Source organism: Oleiphilus sp. HI0066, assembly GCF_001635725.1.
The window spans coordinates 1-915 of record NZ_LWFH01001236.1 but is presented as its reverse complement, the minus strand read 5'-3'; the positions used below and the strand labels follow the sequence as shown (position 1 = coordinate 915).

1 protein-coding gene is annotated in these 915 nt (G+C 47.0%); it reads right to left on the bottom strand.

Annotated features, from left to right (window positions below):
• Positions 1-867 (bottom strand): MbnP family copper-binding protein (locus A3738_RS17830; RefSeq protein WP_068763750.1); only part of this gene is annotated, 867 nt, incomplete at its 3' end.
• Positions 868-915 lie beyond the last annotated feature (48 nt).

Here is a 915-nt window from a genome sequence, read left to right as displayed (position 1 = left end):
GCTATGCTCTGAGCCGATCGCGACATCTAGACCGAGTGCTTCAAATATTGATGCGCATTCTGGATCGGTCGCGCCTGACATGCACCCTGGCGCTCCATCTAGATCTTGAGTCAGATCTGAATTGCTCACTAGGTTGTCGAAGTTCAGTACGATTTGTTGGCTGCTTGGATCGAAGTTTGTTAAGGCTATTTGAGGGCGATTCGGACGCGCACATGTCACGGTTTCACCGAGTTGAGGATCTCCAGAACAATTGGTGCTCCCGAGATGAAAGTTCCATGAAGAAGCTGAAAAGCCAAGGTCGCTTGGTCGAATGATTCCGCCGACTGGTGCTACGTCGAGTCGCGCAAACTTGTAACCATTTTGCCAATTCCAATGCATGCTCGTCTGATCTAATGGTGCTACGGCCGTTGCTCTATCTGCGTGATTCAATTCAGAGGGAATGCCAAGTGAAAAGGTAATGCCTGTGAACGCGACATTGGCTGGAGCGCTCACGATTCCTTCAACCTGAGTGTTTGTATTTTTCGTAGCGCCCGAACAGCTCGTATCTTTGTTCATGAAATCGAGCAAGCCCACGTTCTCGTGGTTCCAAGAGTTGTCTTCTAAGTCCAGTGCATACTCATTACTCTGATCATCTGTAAGTCTGATGTCATGCACATAGAATCTAAACTCTCTGATATCAGCATTGGTATTGTTTGTGCCTAGGCCTGTCAGTTGTGTATCGCAATCAATTGATACGTTATTGGCTTCTGCTGCAAATGCGATGGAAACATCTTGTTCTTGTAGGGCGTTGACGTTAGTAGAGCCGCCTGATGAGCAGGCAGCCAAAAGGGCGCATGTTGAGATAGCAGTAAAGTGTGAAAGTTTCATGATGCTCTTGTCCTAATAAAATGAATAAATATTGGCTTTAGGTGGAGC